This is a genomic window from Buttiauxella warmboldiae (assembly GCF_003818135.1).
Classification (GTDB): domain Bacteria; phylum Pseudomonadota; class Gammaproteobacteria; order Enterobacterales; family Enterobacteriaceae; genus Buttiauxella; species Buttiauxella warmboldiae.
The window spans coordinates 1-18,250 of sequence record NZ_RPOH01000082.1 but is presented as its reverse complement, the minus strand read 5'-3'; the positions used below and the strand labels follow the sequence as shown (position 1 = coordinate 18,250).

The 18,250-nt window shown below is 53.6% G+C and carries 19 protein-coding genes; 14 read left to right on the top strand and 5 right to left on the bottom strand.

The genetic code is table 11. The annotated features are described in order from the left end of the window. Nucleotides 1-18: 18 nt before the first annotated feature. Nucleotides 19-2,061: a peptidyl-dipeptidase Dcp gene (dcp, locus tag EHN07_RS17195; RefSeq protein WP_124025261.1), complete on the bottom strand. Its 2,043-nt coding sequence runs from the start codon at nt 2,059-2,061 to the stop codon at nt 19-21. A gap of 222 nt (nt 2,062-2,283) precedes the next feature. On the opposite strand from dcp, the gene ydfG reads away from it, so the two are divergent. Next, complete coding sequence (gene ydfG, locus EHN07_RS17190; RefSeq protein WP_124025260.1) at nt 2,284-3,033, top strand: bifunctional NADP-dependent 3-hydroxy acid dehydrogenase/3-hydroxypropionate dehydrogenase YdfG; 750 nt, start codon at nt 2,284-2,286, stop codon at nt 3,031-3,033. 95 nt (nt 3,034-3,128) lie between these two features. After that, on the top strand, nt 3,129-3,815 hold the full coding sequence (locus EHN07_RS17185; RefSeq protein ID WP_124025259.1) for a GntR family transcriptional regulator: 687 nt from the start codon (nt 3,129-3,131) through the stop codon (nt 3,813-3,815). Nucleotides 3,816-3,862: 47 nt separating this feature from the next. On the opposite strand, the gene EHN07_RS17180 is transcribed toward EHN07_RS17185, so the two are convergent. The 3 genes from EHN07_RS17180 to EHN07_RS17170 form a co-directional block, all read right to left on the bottom strand. Next, the gene (locus EHN07_RS17180; RefSeq protein WP_124025258.1) at nt 3,863-5,314 is read right to left on the bottom strand and encodes a mannitol dehydrogenase family protein; all 1,452 of its coding nucleotides are present in this window, start codon (nt 5,312-5,314) and stop codon (nt 3,863-3,865) included. Nucleotides 5,315-5,622: 308 nt separating this feature from the next. Beyond that, nucleotides 5,623-5,895, bottom strand: coding sequence for a hypothetical protein (locus EHN07_RS17175; protein ID WP_124025257.1), 273 nt, complete (start codon nt 5,893-5,895; stop codon nt 5,623-5,625). Nucleotides 5,896-6,003: 108 nt separating this feature from the next. Continuing rightward, complete coding sequence (locus EHN07_RS17170; RefSeq protein ID WP_124025256.1) at nt 6,004-6,330, bottom strand: YnfA family protein; 327 nt, start codon at nt 6,328-6,330, stop codon at nt 6,004-6,006. 218 nt (nt 6,331-6,548) lie between these two features. On the opposite strand from EHN07_RS17170, the gene EHN07_RS17165 reads away from it, so the two are divergent. Together EHN07_RS17165 and speG are read left to right on the top strand one after the other, a co-directional pair. Continuing rightward, nucleotides 6,549-6,899, top strand: coding sequence for a DUF1283 family protein (locus EHN07_RS17165; protein ID WP_124025255.1), 351 nt, complete (start codon nt 6,549-6,551; stop codon nt 6,897-6,899). A 62-nt stretch (nt 6,900-6,961) separates the two neighbouring features. Further along, nucleotides 6,962-7,519 carry a spermidine N1-acetyltransferase gene (gene speG / locus EHN07_RS17160; RefSeq protein ID WP_124025254.1) on the top strand — a complete coding sequence of 186 codons (558 nt, stop codon included), beginning with the start codon at nt 6,962-6,964 and terminating at the stop codon, nt 7,517-7,519. A 53-nt stretch (nt 7,520-7,572) separates the two neighbouring features. Here the strand turns inward: speG and EHN07_RS17155 are convergent, their stop codons facing one another. Then, the gene (locus EHN07_RS17155) at nt 7,573-8,613 is read right to left on the bottom strand and encodes an oxidoreductase (protein WP_124025253.1); all 1,041 of its coding nucleotides are present in this window, start codon (nt 8,611-8,613) and stop codon (nt 7,573-7,575) included. Between the two features lie 264 nt (nt 8,614-8,877). Between EHN07_RS17155 and ydgT the strand changes: the two genes are divergently transcribed. The 10 genes from ydgT (at nt 8,878) to dtpA (ending at nt 18,072) form a co-directional block, all read left to right on the top strand. After that, on the top strand, nt 8,878-9,093 hold the full coding sequence (ydgT, locus tag EHN07_RS17150) for a transcription modulator YdgT (RefSeq protein ID WP_124025252.1): 216 nt from the start codon (nt 8,878-8,880) through the stop codon (nt 9,091-9,093). 94 nt (nt 9,094-9,187) lie between these two features. Continuing rightward, a complete protein-coding gene (locus EHN07_RS17145; RefSeq protein WP_124025251.1) occupies nt 9,188-9,640 on the top strand; it encodes a DUF2569 domain-containing protein in 453 nt (150 codons plus the stop codon). Between the two features lie 77 nt (nt 9,641-9,717). Next, on the top strand, nt 9,718-10,299 hold the full coding sequence (gene rsxA, locus EHN07_RS17140; RefSeq protein WP_124025250.1) for an electron transport complex subunit RsxA: 582 nt from the start codon (nt 9,718-9,720) through the stop codon (nt 10,297-10,299). Beyond that, nucleotides 10,299-10,877, top strand: a complete 579-nt coding sequence (gene rsxB, locus EHN07_RS17135; protein ID WP_124025249.1) for an electron transport complex subunit RsxB — start codon at nt 10,299-10,301, stop codon at nt 10,875-10,877. The genes rsxA and rsxB overlap by 1 nt, the downstream gene beginning before the upstream one ends. Further along, nucleotides 10,870-12,942: an electron transport complex subunit RsxC gene (gene rsxC, locus EHN07_RS17130; RefSeq protein ID WP_124025248.1), complete on the top strand. Its 2,073-nt coding sequence runs from the start codon at nt 10,870-10,872 to the stop codon at nt 12,940-12,942. The genes rsxB and rsxC overlap by 8 nt, the downstream gene beginning before the upstream one ends. Further along, complete coding sequence (rsxD, locus tag EHN07_RS17125) at nt 12,943-13,992, top strand: electron transport complex subunit RsxD (protein WP_124025247.1); 1,050 nt, start codon at nt 12,943-12,945, stop codon at nt 13,990-13,992. A 9-nt stretch (nt 13,993-14,001) separates the two neighbouring features. Further along, nucleotides 14,002-14,628: an electron transport complex subunit RsxG gene (gene rsxG, locus EHN07_RS17120; protein ID WP_124025246.1), complete on the top strand. Its 627-nt coding sequence runs from the start codon at nt 14,002-14,004 to the stop codon at nt 14,626-14,628. Beyond that, nucleotides 14,625-15,314, top strand: coding sequence for an electron transport complex subunit E (locus EHN07_RS17115; RefSeq protein ID WP_124025245.1), 690 nt, complete (start codon nt 14,625-14,627; stop codon nt 15,312-15,314). The genes rsxG and EHN07_RS17115 overlap by 4 nt, the downstream gene beginning before the upstream one ends. Next, nucleotides 15,311-15,946 (top strand): endonuclease III, encoded by a 636-nt coding sequence (nth, locus tag EHN07_RS17110; protein WP_124025244.1) that lies wholly within the window; start codon nt 15,311-15,313, stop codon nt 15,944-15,946. The genes EHN07_RS17115 and nth overlap by 4 nt, the downstream gene beginning before the upstream one ends. 617 nt (nt 15,947-16,563) lie before the next feature. Beyond that, nucleotides 16,564-18,072, top strand: a complete 1,509-nt coding sequence (gene dtpA, locus EHN07_RS17105; protein ID WP_124025243.1) for a dipeptide/tripeptide permease DtpA — start codon at nt 16,564-16,566, stop codon at nt 18,070-18,072. Nucleotides 18,073-18,250 lie beyond the last annotated feature (178 nt).

Genomic DNA, 18,250 nt, shown 5'->3' with positions numbered 1-18,250 from the left:
ATGGCGCATGGCTTCTTTTCAGCTTAGCCCGCGGTTTTCCAGCATCGGTTCGCTGTATGGCGCGTGTCCCCGCCAGTCGTGGTATAAGGCTTTCAGTTCACGGCTATTGCCACGCGACAAAATCGCCTCACGGAAGCGCTGGCCGTTTTGCGCCGTTAACCCCCCCTGTTCGACAAACCATTGATAGCCGTCATCGGCCAGCATTTGCGTCCAGATATAGGCGTAATAGCCCGCCGCATAGCCACCGCCAAAGATATGGGCAAAATAGCTGCTGCGGTAACGCGCAGGGACCGCGGGTAAATTGATTTGCTCCCGCTCCAGCGCAGAGGCTTCAAAGTGCGCCACATCATCTATTTCTGTTCCCGCAGGCAGACTGTGCCAGTTCATATCAAGCAACGCAGCAGCCAGCAGTTCCGTCATGTCGTAGCCTTTATTAAAGCGCGCGGCACGGAATAACTTCTCTTTAAGCGTATCCGGCATCGGTTCGCCGCTCTGGTAATGGCGGGCATAGTTCGCAAATACCTGCGGCTGACGCGCCCAGTGCTCATTGATTTGCGAAGGGAACTCCACAAAATCGCGCGGTGTATTGGTGCCGGAGAGTGTTGCGTAGCGCTGGGTGGCAAACAGCCCATGCAGGGTGTGACCGAACTCATGAAACAGCGTGACCACATCATCCCAGGAGAGTAACGCCGCTTCACCGGCTGCGGGTTGGTTATAGTTGCAGACGTTGTAAATCACCGGCGCACGCTCCAGCAGCGTGGATTGTTCAACAAAGTTGCCCATCCATGCCCCGCCGCCTTTGCTGTCGCGGGCAAAGAAATCGCCGTAGAACAGCGCCATGCCGCGCCCGTCATTATCGAAAATTTCCCAGACGCGCACATCCTGGTGATAGACCGGAATATCAAAGCGCTCAACAAATGTCAGGCCGAAAAGCTGGCTTGCGGCCCAGAAGACGCCGTTAATCAGCACATTATTCAATTCGAAATAGGGCTTAATTTGCGTTTCGTCGAGATCGTATTTTGCACGTCGAACCTGTTCGGCGTAAAACGCCCAATCCCAGGCCTCCGCTTTAAAGCCCCCCTGCTGTGCGTCGATCGCCTGCTGAATATCAGCCAGTTCACGCCCGGCGCGAGCCGTGGCGGCAGGCACGATGTTGCGCATAAACTGCAGCGCCGCCTGCGGCGTTTCTGCCATCTGGTCAGCAATTTTCCACGCCGCGTAGTTTTCAAAACCCAGCAGCTGTGCCTGCTCTGCGCGGAGGGCTGCAAGGCGAGCAACAATGGCGCGCGTGTCATGGCTGTCGTTTTGCTGGGTGCGGTTCCAGCCCGCTTTAAACAGTGCTTCACGCGTCGCTCTGTGGCTCAGCGTTTGCAGTGCGGGCTGTTGGGTAAAGTTAAGCAGGGGAATCAGATATTTGCCGTGGAGTCCCTTAGCCGCGGCGTGCTGTGCCGCCGCCGCGATCTCAGCGGCGGTTAATCCGGCCAGTTGCTGCTCGTCTTCCACCACCAGCCCGGCCGCTTTGTCCGCCGCATGAAGACGATTATTAAACTGGCTGCTAAGCTGCGCGGCCTCTTTATTCAGTGCTTTAAGACGTGTCTTTTTCTCTTCGTTTAACGTTGCGCCCGCAAAATGAAAATTTTGCCAGACCACTTCAATCAGGCGCAGAGACTCTTCATCCAGATTTAACGCATTGCGGCGCTGATAAACCTTGTCTAAACGCGCAAACAGCACCGCGTTCAGGCGCATTTCATCCGCCAGCTCGGCCAGTTCAGCGGCAAACTCTTCATCAAGCTGCTGCAGGTAATCGTTGGTGTGCGCGGCTGTCATGGCAAAGAAGACGCTGGCGACGCGCCCCAACATTTGCCCGGTTTTCTCCAGCGCCAGAAAAGTGTTTTCAAAACTGGGCGCTGCCGTGTCATTAGCAATCGCCGCTATCTCTGCGCGTTTAATACGTTTCGCGGCGTCAAACGCCGGGCGATAGTGGCTATCCTTAATCGCATCAAAATGCGGCGCCTGATACGGTAATAAACTGACGTGATAAAACGGGTTGTCCGTTTGCATAGAGCACTCCTGCTGACCACAAAAGGTCATTTATAGCCTATGTCGCGGCCTGATACACAGTAATAATCTCAGCGGCAGTTTTCCTTTTACAACCGCCTGCGCATTCAGCGGTCGTCAATTCGCCAGCACCCTTCCGGCGTGGCCTGCGCTAAAGTTCAATTATCACTAACAGCCTTAGCATGCTAAGGTATAACAAAACAAAAAGCGTTGAGGAACAGTGAGATGATTATTCTGGTAACCGGCGCCACCGCCGGATTTGGTGAGAGTATTACCCGTCGTTTCGTCCAGCAGGGCCATAAAGCGATCGCTACCGGCCGCCGCCTGGAGCGGCTGCAGCAGCTTAAAGATGAACTGGGTGACAGCATCATTACGCTGCAGCTGGACGTGCGCAATCGTGCCGCTATCGAACAGGCAATAGAACAGCTGCCTCACGAATGGCGTAATATCGATGTGCTGGTCAACAATGCGGGCCTGGCGCTGGGCATGGAGCCGGCACACAGAGCCGATCCGGATGACTGGGAAACGATGATCGATACCAATAATAAAGGCCTGGTCTATATGACTCGTGCCGTGCTGCCCGGCATGGTGGAACGTAACCGTGGCCATATTATCAATATCGGCTCTACCGCAGGTAGCTGGCCGTATGCCGGGGGTAACGTCTATGGCGCCACGAAAGCGTTTGTGCGCCAGTTCAGCCTGAATCTGCGTGCCGATCTGCATAAAACCGCTATTCGCGTCACGGATATTGAACCGGGTCTGGTGGGCGGCACCGAGTTTTCAAACGTGCGCTTCAAAGGTGATGACGGCAAAGTCGAAAAAACCTATGAGAATGCCCATCCCCTGACCGCTGAAGATGTTACTGAAGCCGTCTGGTGGGTGGCCACGCTGCCAAAACATGTCAACATCAATACCCTCGAGATGATGCCGGTCAGCCAGTCGTTTGCCGGGCTTAGCGTACACCGCGAAGGTTAATCTCCCCGCCCATACCCGCAGGCGTGTTCCGGGTATGGGCGAGGGTTCAAATAAATGTTAAATTTGCACGGCTCATCCACGAAAAGAAAAATTTAATGTCATCGTCAACCTTGCTCAACCCTACACAGCCTGTAAACCAACAAATCTACCGTATTTTGCGTCGGGATATCGTTCATTGCCTCATCCCGCCAGGAACTCCGCTTTCCGAAAAAGAGGTATCGATACGTTTTGAAGTCTCCCGCCAGCCGGTGCGTGAAGCTTTTATTAAACTGGCGGAAACGGGGCTGGTGCAAATTCGCCCACAGCGTGGCACCTACGTGAATAAGATTTCCGTCAGCCAGGTGAAGAACGGCTGTTTTGTCCGTGAAGCGATTGAGCGGGCGGTGGTAAAACGGGCGGCGAGTATGGCAACGGATGAACATCTGTATATGCTTGAGCAGCTGTTAAATCAACAGCGTACGGCCATTGACCGCAACCAGATGAATGATTTCTTCCAGCTAGACGATGAGTTCCACCAGCAGCTGGCGCTGGTGGCTGATTGCCGCCTGGCGTGGGACACGGTGGAAAATATCAAAGCCACCATGGACCGGGTGCGTTATATGAGTCTGGATCACGTCACGCCGCCGGAGATGTTGCTCTCCCAGCATCATGAGATTTTTGACGCGCTTAAACGCCATGATGAACACGATGTGGATCAGGCGATGCATCGCCATCTGCATGAGATTAGCCAGTCAATATTGCTAATTCGTAAAGAGAAGCGCGACTGGTTTAGTGAAGAGTAAGTTTTTAAAATCTCGCCCGTTTCCGGGCGAGTGATAAACCGCAGAATTTAGAATTTCGCCACCGTCGCTCGCGCGCCGTTTTCATGCAGTGCCAGGTAAGATTCAATCACCTGATTAACGAATTTTGCGTTAGACGGCAGATCGTCACCAAAGATAGTTTTCAGCCCCAGCAGAGCCTTAACACGGGATTCCCCTTCTTTGCTTGCCGCAACAGCTTGTTGAATCGCAGGCAGTAACGGATCGCTGATTTCAATTGGATTGCCCTGCTCATCCACACCGCCGACATAACGCATCCAGCCCGCAACGCCCAGCGCCAGCAGGTCGAATTTGCTGCCGTTGGCCAGATGCCAGCGGATGGAGTCTAACCAGCGCTGCGGCAGCTTCTGGCTACCGTCCATCGCGATTTGCCAGGTGCGGTGGCGCAGCGCCGGGTTGGTATAACGCGCAATCAGCGAGTCGGCATATTTCGCCAGGTCAACCCCCTGAACTTGTAAAGTTGGCGCTTGTTCCTGCAGCATTAGCGCATGCGCGTTGCGACGATAATTTTCGTCCTGCATACATTCGGAAATATGCTGATATCCGGCCAGATAACCGAGGTAGGCCAGAAATGAGTGGCTGCCGTTGAGCATGCGCAGCTTCATTTCTTCATAAGGCACCACGTCTTTTACCAGTTCGGCACCGGCCTTTTCCCACTCAGGGCGGCCCGCGACGAAGTTATCTTCGATAACCCACTGACGGAACGGCTCACAGGCGATAGCAACAGGATCGACGACGCCCGTCGCCTGGGCTACTTGCTCCAGCGTCTCGGCGGTAGCCGCGGGAACAATACGGTCCACCATAGTGGATGGGAAGGTCACATTCGCTTTAATCCACTCGGCCAGTTCCGGGTTAAGCGCCTGCGCATAGGCAACAATTACGTTGCGGGTGACATGGCCGTTTTCCGGCATATTGTCACAGGACATCACGCTAAAGGCAGGCAGGCCCGCAGCTTTGCGGCGAGCCAGCGCTTCTACAATCACGCCTGGCGCAGATTTTGGCTGCTGAGGATTGGCAAGATCGTGCGCAATCAGAGGGTGATCCAGCAGGATGGTGCCCGTTGATGGTGTATGACAGTAGCCTTTTTCCGTCACGGTTAAAGAGACAATCGCCACTTCAGGCTGGGTCATTGCGGCAAACACCGCTTCCAGACCATCGACCTGCGCGTGAATGGCCTCTTTCACCACCCCCACCACGCGGCAATGCCAGGCATCGGCAGACATCTCTGCCACGCTATAAAGGTTATCTTGCTGTTTTAAATCAGCAATTTGCTGCTCACCGCCGATCAGGTTGACTTCGCAGTACCCCCAGTCGCTACCGTGGTCAGCGGCCAGAATATCGGCGTACACCGCCTGATGTGCACGGTGGAACGCGCCAAAGCCGAGGTGAACGATGCGTGATACCAGCTGGCTACGGTCATAGTGTGGGAGAATAGCTTTTGCAGATAAGAGCTTGTTTTCCATTTTAAAACTCGCTGAGTAGTGAACTTGGGGACCGTCACAGACTACCTGACATGGTAGTCTGCATATTGATTTGCATTAAACTTTTGTGCTTTCGGTATGACACAAAAATAAAGTTGTATAACAACCTGATATTGCTTCAGCAAACCGGCAACGTTTTCACTACCCTTTGGGCTTCCGGAGTTGCACTGGCAAAAATCAATAAGTTGATTTGCCTGCTTTTTTACGGGGGCCCCGGACGCGCTTTAAGGAAAGACAAATATAAAAAAGCCCCGGTCAATACCGAGGCGAGAAATTAAGCAGGTAGCGATTCAGTCCAGATTAAACGTGACTTCCGCGCTTTTCTGGTCATTTCCATCATCACTATTGTGCGCCGAGAAAGGATCGGTAAGGCGCATTCGGTCGGCCTTGTCAATTTTCTGATCCATCTCCGGCCACTGATGTTGCTTAGCTTTAAAACAGATATTTCCCCGACAGCCATTCTCATCTTCCGAGCCCCATTTAAGCTCCGTGGCCGGTTTTTTATTTGCCATAGCGCCAGCGGCAAAAAGCATGACGCTGCAAAGAATCAACAACTTATCCATAATTCATCCATTTCAAGGTCATAACGGAATAAAATAATAACATCATGAAACGAATAAAATATAGCCAATATTGCACAGTATTTGTTCTGCCCACGCCGCCCTGGTTAATCAGGCTCGCCCCCAGCCAGCAACAATAATCAGCATACCGCAGAAGGCGATACCCGCGCCTGCCCAGTCGTAAGAGCTGAGTTTTACGCCATCCACCACGCGTAACCACAGCAGCGCCGTCACCACATACACGCCGCCGTAAGCGGCATAAACGCGGCCGCTGGCTGCCGGATGAAGCGTCAACAGCCAGACGAACATCGCCAGCGAAAATGCGGCGGGGATCAGCAGCAGCGGTGAGCCATCGCGCTTTAACCACAGCCAGGGTAAAAAGCAGCCAATGATTTCGGCCAGCGCCGTTGCAAAAAATAACAAGGTTGTTTTGATCATATTGAACATTGTCTGGGATAATGGGGCTAATCTGAGCGCAGCTCGCCGTAGTATATACCCTAAATAATTCGAGTTGCAGAAAGGCGGCAAGGGAGCAAATCCCCAGGAGCTTACATAAGTAAGTGACTGGGGTTTGTGAGTGTAGCCAACGCATCTGCAGCTTGAAGTATCACGGGTATAGTGACTTAATAAGTGCATCACCCTAAAAGGAAACCGCAATGAACACAATCCTTCGCAAACGTCTGTCTGTGGCAACCCTGCCTGTGGCGTTGTTGCTGAGTGCCTTTGCGTTTGTGCAACCAGCCAATGCTCAGACCAATAAACTGATTATTGAATCTGGTGACAACGCGCAAACTCGCCAGGATGCGGCGATGGACAAAGAGCAGTGGAATGACACCCGCTCTTTGCGCCATAAAGTGAACAAGCGCGCCGAAAAAGAGTGGGATAAAACCGACACCGCTTTTGATGCCCGCGATAATTGCCAGAAAAGCGCCAACGTCAATGCTTACTGGGAGCCGAACACCCTGCGCTGCCTGGATCGCCGCACCGGCCGCACTCTCGCTCCTTAATCGCCGCCGTTTCCCGATAAGGCTTCTTGCGGGGAGCCTTATTCACTTTGAAAGGAATTCAAATGAGCCAGCCACTTCCCATCAAACTGCGCCCGCTGGAGCGCGAAGATCTGCGCTTCGTCCATCAGCTGGACAACAACGCCAGCGTGATGCGCTACTGGTTTGAAGAGCCCTATGAGGCGTTTGTCGAGCTGTCCGATCTGTATGACAAACATATTCACGATCAAAGTGAACGCCGCTTTGTGATTGAGTGCAACGGCGAAAAAGCCGGACTGGTAGAGCTGGTTGAAATTAACCATGTTCACCGCCGGGCGGAATTTCAGATTATTATTTCGCCTGACTATCAGGGTAAGGGTCTGGCTACGCGCGCGGCTAAACTGGCGATGGATTACGGGTTTATGGTGCTTAACCTGTATAAGCTCTATCTGATTGTCGATAAAGAGAATGAAAAAGCCGTGCATATCTATAAAAAGCTCGGCTTTATGGTGGAAGGTGAATTAATCCACGAGTTCTTTATTAATGGTGAATATCGCAACACCATCCGGATGTGTATTTTCCAGCAGCAGTATCTGGCAGAGCATAAACCTGCGGGCTCTCTCTTAAAGCCAACCGCGCAGTAGCAACGCATCTCACCCGGTAAAACGCCTGGGTGAGATGCTGCAAAAATTCAGCATTATGCCAGGTTTAGCGTGGCGCGATGTTTCGCAGACTCCATCCCCAGCTCAATCAGCTCCATCACCTGAATGGCCTGGGCCGCCGGAACCGGGTTCTCGCCGTGTCCGGTGAGCGCATCACGAATCGCCGCGTAGTACGCCGGATAGTTACCTGGTATCGTTAGCAACGTTTGCTCCGCCATTACCTCGCCCTGCGCCAGCGTTAACACGCCGTCACGCATGTCGTAACCCCAGTCTTCCTGCGGCAATCTCTCGCCCGCTTTCAGGCGATCTTCCTGCGGATCAAGCCCGTATTTGATGTAACTGCCGCGTGCGCCATGAACGATATAACGTGCGGTTTCAGCCGCCGCCAGTAATGTGCCATGCAGCACGACCCGACGCTGCGGATACGCCAGCACCGCGTGGAAGTAGTCGGTAGCTTGTGCCCCCGGGCGCAGCTGGCCTAAATCAACCGTCAGGCTCACCGGTAGCCCGAAGAGATGCAGCGCCTGGTCGATGAGATGCGGTCCTAAGTCGTACCAGATGCCGCTCCCTACGCCCGCCTGTTCACGCCAGCGGTTACGGACCTGTGGACGATAGCGGTCAAAGTGTGATTCAAAATAGGCTATTTCGCCCAGCGAACCGTCTGCCAGCAGCGCTTTCACGGTTAAAAAGTCGCTGTCCCAGCGGCGGTTGTGAAATACCGAAAGCAGTAAGCCACGGCTTTTTGCCAGCGCGTCCAGCTCGCGCGCCTGTGACAACGTCACGGTGAACGGTTTATCGACCACCACATGTTTTCCCGCTTCCAGCGCCGCTTTAGCCAGCGGGAAATGCGTGTCGTTTGGCGTAGGGATAACAATCAGATCGATATCCGGGTCGTTAAACAGATGATGAGGATCGGAAACCACCGCCATCGCTGGCCAGTCCGCGTGAACTTTCGTGGCGTCGCTGCTGGAGACGCCGGCGAGAACCAGACCCGAGGTGCCAACGATTAAGGGGGCATGAAAGGTTTTGCTGGCGTAACCGTAACCGATTAATCCGACACGAATATTATCACTCATTTGCTTTCCTCATAGGTTTGGACAAGCTATTGGATACCATCCTGTAGATTGTAACAACAAGTAATTATATTGTTGCGGGTCAGTTGCGTATTTGCCGAGCAAATAGCAGAAGCGACCATTGATAAACTTTCAGGCGATGAAAATTCCTAAAAAAAACCGTGCAGCGGATTTATCAGGATATCAATAGGGTTTTGCGTTTATTATTCAGGCAAAACATATGCACCACGTGCTCTCTACCCTACAGCGCCAGGATAACTGCCCCTCATGACCGCTCTCGATTATTTAATGAAGTTTCGTAAAATTAGCTCCTCCGAAAGTCTTGAAAAGCTCTATGACCATCTGAATTACACCCTCACGGATAATACCGAACTGATGAATATGTATCGCGCGGCCGATCATCGTCGGGCTGAATTAGTCTCCGGCGGGCGATTATTCGATTTGGGCTGCGTGCCTAAATCCGTCTGGCGCTATGTGGTCTGAGATCGCAGCGGTAGCCAAGCGTTAAAAAAACCTTATAATCCTCCCGCCTTATGAGTCACATAGGGAAAGTCTTTTCTTTTATTCGGGAGGTAACATGATGACGACGCAAGTTTCTGAGCCCGCACCGCGCATTGCAGGCTGGCTGCTCGCCCCTCTTGCCTGGCTTCTGATGACCTTACTGAGCAGCAGTATTGCGTTAGCCATTTATCTTATGATGCTTATCTCCCCAGAAAGCCATCGACTTATGAGCGCACAAGGCCCCAAAATGGTGCTGTTCTGGTACACCTCAATTGCCTGCGCCATCGCCATGTGGGGGTATACCGTTTGGTTGACTATCGCCTTCTGCAAACGCCGTAAGAATGTGGTACGTCATTATATTCTTTGGTTGTTGCTGTCGGTTTTGTTAGCGATTAAAACTTTCGCGTTTTCCCCGGTGAACGACGATCTGGCATTACGTCAGCTGATGTTCCCGCTGCTGGCTGCGGCTTTGCTGGTCCCGTACCTCAAGCGTTCACAGCGCGTGAAGCAGACGTTTATCAAACCGTAATAACCTTATAAACGCCCAGTTGTCGTCATCGGTCGGTTAGACGATAATAGGCGGCTTTTTTGTTTCAGGTCTTATTCATGACAGATTATTTGCTGCTCTTTGTTGGTACGGTGCTGGTCAATAACTTCGTATTGGTGAAGTTTCTTGGCCTGTGTCCGTTTATGGGCGTGTCCAAAAAACTGGAGACGGCTATCGGCATGGGGCTGGCGACCACTTTTGTACTGACGCTGGCGTCCATTTGCGCATGGCTGGTCAATGAGTTGATCCTTATTCCTCTTGACCTCGTCTACCTGCGCACCCTGGCGTTTATTCTGGTGATTGCCGTGGTGGTGCAATTCACCGAAATGGTGGTGCGCAAAACCAGCCCGGCGCTCTACCGCCTGCTGGGTATCTTTTTACCGCTGATTACCACTAACTGTGCGGTGCTGGGCGTGGCGTTGCTGAACATCAATCTCGGACATAATTTCCTGCAGTCGGCATTTTACGGTTTTTCAGCCGCCGTGGGTTTCTCGCTGGTTATGGTGCTGTTTGCGGCTATTCGCGAACGCCTGGCGGTAGCCGATGTTCCCGCGCCATTTCGCGGCAATGCCATCGCGCTGATTACCGCAGGCTTAATGTCGCTGGCGTTCATGGGCTTTAGCGGATTGGTGAAGTTCTGATGAGTACCATCTGGATGGCAGTAGTTGTGCTGGGCCTGCTTGGCCTGGTATTTGGTCTGATCCTCGGTTATGCCTCACGCCGTTTTCGCGTGGAAGAAGATCCGATTGTCGATAAAATTGATGAGCTGCTGCCGCAAAGCCAGTGCGGGCAATGTGGCTACCCCGGCTGTCGCCCTTATGCAGAGGCCGTCGGCAATCAGGGGGCAAAAATCAATCTTTGTGCGCCCGGTGGCGAAGCCGTGATGCACAAGATTGCGACTTTACTTAACGTCGATCCGCAGCCGATTGAAGGCGATGCCCCGGCACAGGAGCCTGTGCGCATGTTGGCGGTTATCGATGAAGCCAACTGCATTGGCTGCACCAAATGCATTCAGGCCTGCCCGGTGGATGCCATTGTCGGTGCGACTCGCGCCATGCATACCGTAATTAGTGACCTTTGCACCGGATGCAATTTATGTGTCGACCCGTGCCCTACGCGCTGTATTGAGCTGCGCCCGGTCGAAACCACCACAGAAAGCTGGAAGTGGGATCTGCAAACCATCCCGGTCAGACTCATTCCGGTGGAGCAAAATGCTTAATTTATTGGCCCGTTTTAAAAAAGACAAAATCTGGGATTTCAACGGGGGAATTCATCCTCCGGAAATGAAAACTCAGTCTAACGGCACGCCATTGCGCCAGGTTCCGTTGCCACAGCAGCTGATTATGCCGTTGAAACAGCATATTGGCGCTGAAGGCGAGCTGTGCGTGAAGGCTGGAGATTATGTGCTGCGTGGACAGCCTCTGACCCGTGGCCGTGGGCGCATGCTGCCAGTGCACGCGCCCACTTCCGGCACCATTACCGCCATTGCCCCCCACTCCACCGCTCACCCTTCTGCACTGGCAGAGCTGAGCGTGATGCTGGAGGCCGATGGCGAAGATAAATGGATTGAACGCGACGGCTGGCCTGACTATGCCGCTCACAGCCGCGAAGCGTTGATTGAGCGCATCCATCAGTTTGGCGTCGCCGGTCTGGGTGGCGCAGGCTTCCCGACGGGCAATAAACTGCTGGGCGGCGGCGATAAAATAGATACGCTGATCGTCAATGCGGCCGAGTGCGAGCCTTATATCACAGCCGATGACCGCCTGATGCAGGACTGTGCCGCGCAAATTATCGAAGGGGTGCGCATTCTCGCCCATATTCTGCAACCGCAACGCGTATTAATCGGTATTGAAGATAACAAGCCGCAGGCCATTTCGATGCTGCGTGCGGTGCTGTGCAACAGCCACGGTATTGAGCTGCGGGTGATCCCCACCAAATATCCGTCCGGGGGGGCCAAACAGCTCACGCAGATCCTGACCGGTAAACAGGTTCCGCAAGGCGGGCGCTCTTCCGATATTGGCGTGCTGATGCAAAACGTGGGCACGGCGTTCGCGGTAAAACGCGCAATTATCGATGGTGAACCGTTAACCGAGCGCGTAGTGACCTTAACCGGCGGTGCCATTCAGCAGCCGGGCAATGTCTGGGCGCGCCTGGGTACTCCGGTTCGTCATCTACTTGATTTCGCTGGCTTCCGTCCCGGCCACGATCGGCAAGTGATTATGGGTGGCCCGTTGATGGGCTTTAGCCTGCCGTGGCTGGATGTTCCGGTGGTTAAAATGACCAACTGTCTGCTGGCACCACACGCGAATGAAATGGGCGAGCCGCAGGAAGAGCAAAGCTGCATCCGTTGCAGCGCCTGTGCCGACGCCTGCCCGGCTGATTTACTGCCGCAGCAGCTTTACTGGTACAGCCGCGGGCAGCAGCACGATAAAGCTCAGGCCCATAACCTGAAAGACTGTATCGAATGCGGAGCCTGCGCCTACGTCTGCCCGAGCAATATTCCGCTGGTACAGTATTTCCGCCAGGAAAAAGCCGAGATCCGCGAAATCGAACTTGAGGCTAAACGTACCGCCGAAGCTAAAATGCGTTTCGAAGCGCGTCAGGCACGTCTGGAGCGTGAAAAAGCCGCTCGCCTGGAGCGCCATAAACAGGCGGCGGTACAACCGACGGCAAAAGATAACCACGCTATTCAGGCGGCGCTTGCCCGCGTGAAAAGTAAGAAGGCACAGGACAATGAGCCGATTGTAATTCAGGCGGGTAGCCTGCCTGATAATCAGCAGGTCATTGCCGCGCGTGAAGCTCGCAAAGCGCAGGCCCGCGCGCGTCAGGCGGAGAAAGAAGCACAGCTTAACGAAACCGCAACGGCTACCGCCGATCCGCGCAAAGCCGCAGTTGAAGCTGCTATTGCGCGTGCTAAAGCGCGGAAAGCCGCTCAGCCAGAGGAAAGCACAGCTGCACCTGAAGTGGAGGCCGTTGATACTGTCGATCCACGTAAAGCTGCAATTGAAGCCGCGATTGCGCGTGCTAAAGCGCGGAAAGCCGCTCAGACAGAGGAAAGCACAGCTGCGCCTGAAGTGGCGGCCGTTGATACTGTCGATCCACGCAAAGCTGCAATTGAAGCCGCGATTGCGCGTGCTAAAGCGCGTAAAGCCGCTCAGGCTGAAGAGCAATCGCCCGAAATCGCTGCCGACGACCAGCAGGACCCGCGTAAAGCCGCGGTTGCCGCAGCTATCGCCCGGGTTCAGGCCCGTAAGGCCGCGCATCAAATGGCATCAGAGGAATAGATGGTTTTTAAGATAGCAAGCTCCCCTTATACCCATAACCAGCGCAGCACCTCCCGAATTATGCTGATGGTCAGCTGGGCTACGCTGCCGGGAATAGCCATGCTTTGGTACTGGTTCGGCTGGGGCAGCCTGGTGCAGATAGCATCCGCTATCCTGACCGCCGTTGCTGCCGAATTATTGGTGTTAAAACTTCGTAAACAGCCGCTGCGCATCCTGGGTGATAACTCTGCCGTATTAACTGGATTGTTGTTAGGTATCAGTATTCCACCGCTTGCGCCGTGGTGGATGGCGATCCTCGGTACCGTATTTGCGGTGATTATCGCGAAACAGCTGTATGGCGGCCTCGGGCATAATCCCTTTAACCCGGCAATGGTGGGTTATGTGGTCTTGCTAATCGCCTTTCCGGTACAGATGACAGCGTGGCTGCCTCCGCATACGCTTGCCGCCACCGTGCCCGATTTTGCTGATTCGCTGCACGTTATATTTTCCGGTGCCACGCTCGCCGGCGACACCATGGCACAACTGCGTACCGGCATTGACGGCATCAGCCAGGCCACGCCGCTGGACACCTTTAAAACAGGCCTGCGCGCCGGGCATACTCCACAAGATTTGCTGCAAGCCCCCATTTACAGCGGCGTGCTGGCGGGCATTGGCTGGCAGTGGGTGAACCTTGCCTTCCTGGCAGGCGGCCTGTTTTTACTGATCAAAGGGACGATTCGCTGGCATATTCCGCTCAGCTTCCTGCTGACGCTGGCGGCGTGCGCCACGCTGGGCTGGATATTGGCGCCTGAAAAATGTGCCTCACCGCTGATCCATCTGTTCTCTGGCGCCTCCATGCTCGGGGCGTTTTTCATTCTCACCGATCCGGTAACGGCCTCCACCACCAACCGCGGGCGCCTGCTTTTTGGCGCGCTGGCAGGATTGCTGGTCTGGCTGATTCGCACCTTTGGCGGCTACCCGGATGGCGTGGCGTTTGCCGTGCTGCTGGCAAATATTACCGTGCCGCTGATCGATTACTACACACGCCCTCGTGCTTACGGGCATCGCTAAGGAGACGTCATGCTAAAAACAATGCAAAAACATGGCGTAACACTTGCGCTGTTTGCCGCACTGGCCACGGGGTTAACTGCCGTAGTGAATGCCTTAACCAAAGGCACTATCGAGCAGCAGGCCGTCGCACAGCAGAAGTTGCTGTTCGATCAGGTTATTGCGCCCGACAGCTACGACAACAATATTCAGAACAGCTGCGTGATAGTGAATGATTCACCATTAGGTAAAGGCGAACGCCAGATTTACGTGGCGCGTAAAGGCGAGCAGCCGGTGGCGGTGGTCATGGAGGCTACCGCGCCAGATGGTTATTCCGGTGCTATTCAACTGCTGGTCGCGGCGGATTTTAGCGGCAGAGTATTGGGCTCGCGCGTTACCGAACATCATGAAACACCGGGGCTGGGCGATAAAATCGACACGCGTCTGAGCAACTGGATCACCCATTTTGCTGGCAAAGCCATTCACGGGCAGGATGACCCGAGCTGGGCGGTGAAAAAAGATGGCGGCCAGTTTGATCAATTTACCGGTGCCACCATCACGCCTCGTGCGGTGGTCAATGCGGTAAAACGAGCGGGATTGTTCGCGCAAACATTACCCGCGCAAATGGCTAATCTACCTGCCTGTGGAGCACAACCATGAGCGAAGTAAAAGATATTGTCGTTCAGGGATTATGGAAAAATAACTCCGCCCTGGTGCAGTTGCTGGGCCTGTGTCCGCTGCTGGCGGTCACCTCCACCGCCACTAATGCCCTTGGCCTGGGCCTTGCCACCACGCTGGTGCTGGTGCTGACCAATAGCGCCGTTTCCGCACTGCGCCGCTGGGTACCGGCAGAAATTCGTATTCCGGTGTATGTGATGATCATTGCCTCGGTGGTCAGCGCCGTACAGATGCTGATCAACGCTTATGCTTACGGTCTGTATCAATCGCTGGGGATTTTTATCCCGCTGATTGTCACCAACTGTATTGTGATTGGCCGCGCCGAAGCCTTTGCCGCCAGGAATAGCGTACCCCTTGCCGCGCTGGATGGTTTAGCCATCGGCATCGGCGCCACCAGCGCAATGTTCGTCCTCGGCTCGCTGCGTGAAATTATCGGCAATGGGACGCTGTTCGACGGGGCCGATGCGCTGCTGGGCAACTGGGCAAAAGCTTTGCGGATTGAAGTTTTTCATACCGATACCCCATTCCTGCTCGCCATGTTGCCACCGGGTGCCTTTATCGGCCTGGGTTTGATGCTGGCCGTGAAGTATCTTATTGATGAAAAAATGAAAACGCGCCGCACAGCGCAAGCTGCTGCAACGGAAGGTCATCCAGAGAAAGCGTCATGAATAAGAGCAAACGGCTAGAGATCCTCACGCGCCTGCGCGATAACAATCCACACCCCACCACTGAGTTACAATTCAGCTCCGCGTTTGAATTACTGATAGCCGTGTTGCTGTCAGCGCAGGCTACCGATGTCAGCGTAAATAAAGCGACAGCGAAGCTCTATCCGGTCGCTAACACGCCGCAGGCCATGCTGGCGCTGGGCGTTGAGGGGATCAAGTCGTACATCAAAACCATTGGCCTGTTTAACAGCAAGGCTGAGAACGTCATCAAGACCTGCCGGATGTTGATTGAGCTGCATAACGGCGAGGTCCCGGAAGACCGGGCCGCGCTCGAAGCGCTACCCGGCGTAGGGCGCAAAACGGCGAATGTGGTGCTGAACACGGCCTTTGGCTGGCCGACTATCGCCGTTGATACCCATATCTTCCGCGTTTGTAACCGCACTAACTTTGCCGCGGGCAAAAACGTTGAGCAGGTTGAGGAAAAACTGTTAAAAGTGGTTCCGGCAGAATTTAAAGTCGATTGCCACCACTGGCTGATTTTGCATGGCCGCTATACCTGCATTGCCCGCAAGCCGCGCTGTGGCTCATGCATCATTGAAGATTTATGTGAATATCGGGAAAAAGTCGACATCTAATCTCTACCGCCTGCGGCGTTTGCGGCAGGCTCCCTCCCCCACTGCCATTCCCCATGCCATCATCATGGCAAACCCCCTATATTTATCCTGTACAGTCCCGCCGCTTCGTTTAGATAATCTGGCAGATAATCGACTGAACAGGTTAATCGTTTTTTTACGATAAGAATTTTCCATAATTATGTGACTCAGATCACATGGATAACCTGATGTTAAATTTAAGTCATCAGAATGAAACAAATGACCTCCGGTTCAGCGCTATTACCCCGCTCCAGGCAGTACAATAGACTGCACAATTCTTTACACTTGGCCCATATGACTATACTTAGCGCTTTAAAGCAGAATATATACCTAAATTAGGGTTATTGATTCCATTAAGCAGAGAATAAATTGGCAAAGCTCATTTTGATAAAATTTAACGCTGAATAACAAATCCCTTTCCCCAGCATTATATCGCTCGAGATAAATGTAACAGAACATTACAAACCCCTTGCCTGAATGCGCAGGATAGTGAACATTACCCGCCGTTTCCCCTTCCTTATAACTAAAAAAGCGAATGTCTGACCGGCATGACGCTTAGAAAGCTCCTGTTAAAATGGGATGTAAAAAAAGAGGTATATGTGTCGACTGCAAACAAAAAACCAGCAGAAAGCGTTTCACTGAACGCCTTCAAACAACCTAAATCGTTCTACCTGATTTTCTCTATCGAATTATGGGAGCGTTTTGGCTACTACGGCCTGCAAGGCATCATGGCCGTTTACCTGGTCAAAATGCTGGGGATGTCCGAAGCTGACTCCATCACCCTGTTCTCTTCCTTTAGCGCCCTGGTCTACGGCATGGTGGCTATCGGTGGCTGGTTGGGCGATAAAGTGCTTGGCACCAAGCGCGTCATTGTGCTGGGTACTATCGTTCTGGCTATTGGTTATGCGCTGGTCGCTTACTCCGGCCACGATGTGGCTGTGGTGTATATGGGTATGGCGACTATCGCCGTGGGTAACGGTCTGTTTAAGGCAAACCCATCTTCCCTGCTGTCTACCTGCTATGAAAAGGACGATCCGCGTCTGGACGGTGCATTTACTATGTACTACATGTCCATCAACATCGGTTCCTTCTTCTCCATGCTTGCCACACCCTGGCTTGCCGCGAAGTATGGCTGGAGCGTGGCGTTCTCCCTGAGCTTCGTGGGTATGCTGATCACCCTCGTGAACTTCATGTTCTGTAAGAAGTGGGTGAAAAACCACGGTTCTAAACCTGACTTCCAGCCTGTGCAATTTGGCAAACTGGCCGCCACTATCGTTGGCGTTCTGGTGCTGATTACCGCGGCGACCTGGCTGCTGCACAACCAGGGTATCGCGCGTATGGTTCTGGGTGTGGTCGCGCTGGGCATCGTGATTGTCTTCGCTAAAGAAGCCTTTGCTATGCAGGGCGCCGCTCGTCGTAAGATGATTGTGGCCTTCATCCTGATGGTTGAAGCGATTGTGTTCTTTGTGCTGTACAGCCAAATGCCAACCTCGCTGAACTTCTTTGCGATTCGTAACGTTGAGCACTCCATTCTGGGCGTGATGTTCGAACCAGAACAGTTCCAGGCGCTGAACCCATTCTGGATCATGATTGGTAGCCCGATTCTGGCCGCTATCTACAACAAAATGGGCGACCGTATGCCAATGCCGCATAAGTTCGCATTCGGTATGGTGCTGTGCTCCCTGGCCTTCCTGGTACTGCCGCTGGGCGCTAAATTCGCCTCCGACGCCGGTATCGTCTCGGTAAGCTGGTTGATTCTGAGCTACGCGCTGCAGAGTATCGGCGAGCTGATGATCTCAGGCCTGGGTCTGGCGATGGTTGCACAGCTGGTTCCACAGCGTCTGATGGGCTTCATCATGGGTAGCTGGTTCCTGACTACCGCTGGTGCTGCAATCATCGCGGGTAAAGTGGCCAACCTGATGGCTGTTCCTGAGAATGTGACCGACCCGCTGGTCTCCCTGGAAGTTTATGGCCGTGTATTCATGCAGATTGGTATCGCCACCGCCGTTATTGCGGTTCTGATGATGCTCACCGCGCCGAAACTGAGCCGTATGGCGCAGCAAGGTGACGATAAAGCTGACTCCGCTAAGGAAACGGCAACCGCGTAATGTAGCGGGAAACAGGTTATTTTCAGCCGTTAGCTTTATTGCTAGCGGCTTTTTTTTTTGCTTCACGCTAACCTGCGATGCAGCTTTTTTTTTGCCCATATGCGCACTAACATAGGATATCAGACTGATGACAGAGCCCATGTTTGCCGCAAAACCAACATAGGCCATCAATAAAAAA

Bases quoted from the DNA above. Each gene is read 5' to 3' on its own strand.
- speG (WP_124025254.1), top strand. From the start codon at position 6,962: ATGAGCCAGCCACTTCCCATCAAACTGCGCCCGCTGGAGCGCGAAGAT.
- EHN07_RS17145 (WP_124025251.1), top strand. From the start codon at position 9,188: ATGATGACGACGCAAGTTTCTGAGCCCGCACCGCGCATTGCAGGCTGG.
- EHN07_RS17185 (WP_124025259.1), top strand. From the start codon at position 3,129: ATGTCATCGTCAACCTTGCTCAACCCTACACAGCCTGTAAACCAACAA.
- ydfG (WP_124025260.1), top strand. From the start codon at position 2,284: ATGATTATTCTGGTAACCGGCGCCACCGCCGGATTTGGTGAGAGTATT.
- rsxC (WP_124025248.1), top strand. From the start codon at position 10,870: ATGCTTAATTTATTGGCCCGTTTTAAAAAAGACAAAATCTGGGATTTC.
- EHN07_RS17175 (WP_124025257.1), bottom strand. From the start codon at position 5,895: ATGGATAAGTTGTTGATTCTTTGCAGCGTCATGCTTTTTGCCGCTGGC.
- rsxB (WP_124025249.1), top strand. From the start codon at position 10,299: ATGAGTACCATCTGGATGGCAGTAGTTGTGCTGGGCCTGCTTGGCCTG.
- EHN07_RS17115 (WP_124025245.1), top strand. From the start codon at position 14,625: ATGAGCGAAGTAAAAGATATTGTCGTTCAGGGATTATGGAAAAATAAC.
- ydgT (WP_124025252.1), top strand. From the start codon at position 8,878: ATGACCGCTCTCGATTATTTAATGAAGTTTCGTAAAATTAGCTCCTCC.
- nth (WP_124025244.1), top strand. From the start codon at position 15,311: ATGAATAAGAGCAAACGGCTAGAGATCCTCACGCGCCTGCGCGATAAC.
- EHN07_RS17155 (WP_124025253.1), bottom strand. From the start codon at position 8,613: ATGAGTGATAATATTCGTGTCGGATTAATCGGTTACGGTTACGCCAGC.
- EHN07_RS17180 (WP_124025258.1), bottom strand. From the start codon at position 5,314: ATGGAAAACAAGCTCTTATCTGCAAAAGCTATTCTCCCACACTATGAC.
- EHN07_RS17170 (WP_124025256.1), bottom strand. From the start codon at position 6,330: ATGATCAAAACAACCTTGTTATTTTTTGCAACGGCGCTGGCCGAAATC.
- rsxA (WP_124025250.1), top strand. From the start codon at position 9,718: ATGACAGATTATTTGCTGCTCTTTGTTGGTACGGTGCTGGTCAATAAC.
- EHN07_RS17165 (WP_124025255.1), top strand. From the start codon at position 6,549: ATGAACACAATCCTTCGCAAACGTCTGTCTGTGGCAACCCTGCCTGTG.
- rsxG (WP_124025246.1), top strand. From the start codon at position 14,002: ATGCTAAAAACAATGCAAAAACATGGCGTAACACTTGCGCTGTTTGCC.
- dcp (WP_124025261.1), bottom strand. From the start codon at position 2,061: ATGCAAACGGACAACCCGTTTTATCACGTCAGTTTATTACCGTATCAG.
- rsxD (WP_124025247.1), top strand. From the start codon at position 12,943: ATGGTTTTTAAGATAGCAAGCTCCCCTTATACCCATAACCAGCGCAGC.